Origin of the sequence: Mycobacterium sp. (genome assembly GCF_050701675.1) — a bacterium.
GTDB lineage: Bacteria > Actinomycetota > Actinomycetes > Mycobacteriales > Mycobacteriaceae > Mycobacterium.
The window spans coordinates 1-3,147 of record NZ_JBOGDD010000291.1 but is presented as its reverse complement, the minus strand read 5'-3'; the positions used below and the strand labels follow the sequence as shown (position 1 = coordinate 3,147).

At 67.6% G+C, this 3,147-nt stretch carries 2 protein-coding genes; both read right to left on the bottom strand.

What is annotated here, in order from left to right; all coding sequences use genetic code 11:
- Positions 1 to 45: 45 nt before the first annotated feature.
- Positions 46 to 1,470, bottom strand: a complete 1,425-nt coding sequence (locus tag ACRDUX_RS08640; protein WP_526412927.1) for a neutral zinc metallopeptidase — start codon at positions 1,468 to 1,470, stop codon at positions 46 to 48.
- A gap of 110 nt (positions 1,471 to 1,580) precedes the next feature.
- A partial coding sequence (locus ACRDUX_RS08635) for an ATP-dependent DNA helicase (protein WP_526412925.1) occupies positions 1,581 to 3,147 on the bottom strand: 1,567 nt, incomplete at its 5' end.

The window sequence follows — 3,147 nt, the reverse complement described above, 5'->3', positions numbered from 1 at the left end:
CCCGCGTTCAGCACGGATTTCCGCGCCGAAATCGCGAAAAGGGGGTTAGTCGAAGCGCTTGAAGCAGCGGGCCTCGTCGCCAAGCACGCCGACGCGGAAGGCGTCGATGCGCGAGAAGCCCGAAGGGACCGAGTCACCGTTGACGTCGCTGGCGGCAAGACCGTTGACGAGGATGCCCGAGACGGCCTCGTCGATATCGCCCGCGGTGAGCGCGATGGTGTCACCGTTCGGGGTGGTGATCTCATCCGTCAGCTTCACCGTCGCGACACCGGTCAGGCAGGCAGTGCGCAGCGCAGCCTCGGCGTTGTCGAGTACGACGCCGCCGTGTTGGTGCTGAATCGCCTGCATGAATCTGGAGACCACCACCGAGTAAGCGGTGTTGTCTCCCATCACGATTCCGTTCTCGTCGGCTGACGGCTGGCCCAGCTCCTGCAACGCAGGCAGGTCGACGGTGATGGTGTTGGTCGACGGGCAGTACGACGCCGGTGCGCCCGAGCGGGCGTCGGGGCACTCCAAGTCCCCGAAGCTCAGCTGCGGCGGGTCGGCCGGCTCGAAGACGATGTTCATCGCGTCGACGATCGACTGCACCGACTCCTCGGTGACGGGCAGCTCGCCCGTCTGGTCGTCGGGCAGCAGAAGCGGAAGGTCGCCGCGACGCTGCTTGATCTCCTCGAGATCGATTGCCGCGCAGGACGTCGCACCATCGGTGAAGCCGAACTGGAATGCCGACACCCGCTCGAACGCCGAACCGTGCTCGTCCTCACCGCCTTCGAAGTCGCCCTCGTAGAGCAACGGGTCGCGGAACGCGATCATCGCCGCGAGGAGGTTGTTGAGCCCGTCGCCGGTGCTCAGCGTGAACCGCTTGGAATGGCCCTCGGCGACCCAACGCATGTAGACGCCCGCCAGGCAGTCGGCCTGCTGCTCACCGACGATGGTCGGCGTCTTCTTGTCCACCAGTCCGGACTGCTTCTGGACGGAGTGCCCGTACTCGTGCGCCAGCACCATGGTCACCGCCATGTCGCCGTTGGCGTTGCGCAGTTGCGGCAGTAGCTCGCCGCGATCCCAGCCGATGGTGTTGTCGTCGAAGCAAAACCCGGCGTTGACGAGGCCAAGGGCGCTGTCCCCGCAGAAGTCGACGTCGTCGTAATCGGTGGAATCCCAGGAGATGAATTCCTCTATCGGGCTGAATTCACCGTCGAACGTCTCGCCGTAGTGCTCGGCCCAGAACTCCTCGATGTCGCTGACGGCGCTGCCTGCGAGGTCGTCGATCCTGCCACCGTCGGAGTTCTCGACGTCGCGAGATGGTGCCTCGGCGTCGTCGCGCAGGCCCGTTGGGCCGTTCACGGCGGGCATGCCCGCCACCCTGAACGGATCGGCGAACACGGAGACCGGCGTGCCATGAATAGTCGTCGCGCACGACGTGAGTAGGAGAGTGGTGAGCACCACGCCCAGGAGATGCCGTCGTGCCATCGACGCCGCCTTTCGGTCCGCCCGGCGGCCGCTGTGGCACGCACGTGATCTTGACCGTCAGGTTAGTGAGCGCCGGGGACCCCAATCCCAAGTTCTGCGTTGTCGGCGGGTTATTTCGAACGCAGACGCTCGAGCGCGCGCCGTGCGTGGCCGGAGTCGGTGGTCGACCAGAACGGCGGAAGGGAGGCGCGTAGGAAACCGGCGTAGCGCGCGGTGGCCATCCGCGAGTCCAGGACGGCGATGACGCCGCGGTCGTCGACGTGGCGAAGCAACCGGCCAGCGCCCTGCGCGAGCAGCAGCGCGGCGTGGCTTGCCGCGACGGCCATGAACCCGTTGCCGCCGTGCGCCGCCACGGCGCGTTGGCGGGCGGTGATGAGCGGATCGTCCGGGCGGGGGAACGGAATTCGGTCGATCAGGACCAGCGACAGCGACGGTCCGGGGACGTCGACACCCTGCCACAGCGACAGCGTGCCGAATAGCGATGTCTCGTCATCCTCGGCGAAGCGGCGGATCAGTGCCGACGTGGTGTCCTCGCCCTGGCACAGCACGGGGGTGTCGAGACGGCCACGCATCGCTTCAGCCGTTGCCTTCGCGGCACGCATCGACGAGAACAGACCGAGCGTCCGCCCGCCCGCAGCGGTGACGAGACCCTCGATCTCGTCGAGTTGTTCGGCCGAGCCGGTGCCATCGCGCCCCGGCGGCGGCAGGTGGGCGGCGACGTAGAGGATGCCCGACTTCGCGTGCGCGAAGGGTGAACCGACGTCGATGCCCTTCCATCCGGGGGTGCCTTCACCGTTTCCGGTGAGGCCCCAGGACCGGGCCATCGCATCGAACGTCCCGCCGATGGTCAGGGTCGCCGAGGTGAGTATCACGGTTCCCTGCTCGAACAGCCTGTTGCGCAACAGGTTCGCCACCGACAACGGGGCCACTCGAAGTATCGCCCTTCGGCCCGCCGAACGCGTCTCCTCGTGGTCCAGCCACACCACGTCCGTCCGGTCGGGGATCGAAGGCCCGTACGACGACAGCATGCGCGACGCGGTGTCGCTGACGTCGTTCAGTGCCGTGACCGCCTCGTTGCGGGCGGCCGCGGCCTTCGGATCGCCCGGTGCGGTGTCGATGGCGGACCGGACCTTGTCGGCCGCGTCACGGAGCACGGTGAGGCAGGTGGACATCTCGTCGTCGAGCACGTCCTTGCGTCCTGGCTCTGCGTCGTAGATCGCCGACGAGAACGTCGCGGCCGCCGCTTCCAGACGTTCCGCGAGTTCGGGATCGACGAGCCGGGCCGAACGCCGCTGGGCCACGCCGACGACCGTCGCAGACAGCTCGCCGGTGGCCACGCTCGTCACGCGGTCGACGAGCTCGTGCGCCTCGTCGACGACGAGCAGCTCGTGTTCGGGCAATACGTTGATGTCGGAGATCGCGTCGATGGCCAGCAGGGCGTGGTTGGTGACGACAATGTCAGCCAAGCCGGCGGTACCTTTCGCCTTCTCGGCGAAGCAGTCGGTGCCGAACGTACAGCGGGTGGCGCCGATGCACTCCCTGGCCGACACGCTGACCTGACTCCACGACCGGTCGGGCACGCCCGGGGTGACCTCGTCGCGGTCGCCCGTCTTGGTGTCCGACGACCATTCGAGGAGGCGTTTCACGTCTCGCCCAAGGGCCGTCGACGCCACGGCG

What these genes read in the sequence shown, in the direction of transcription:
- ACRDUX_RS08640 (WP_526412927.1), bottom strand. Translation starts at nt 1,470, where the DNA reads ATGGCACGACGGCATCTCCTGGGCGTGGTGCTCACCACTCTCCTACTC.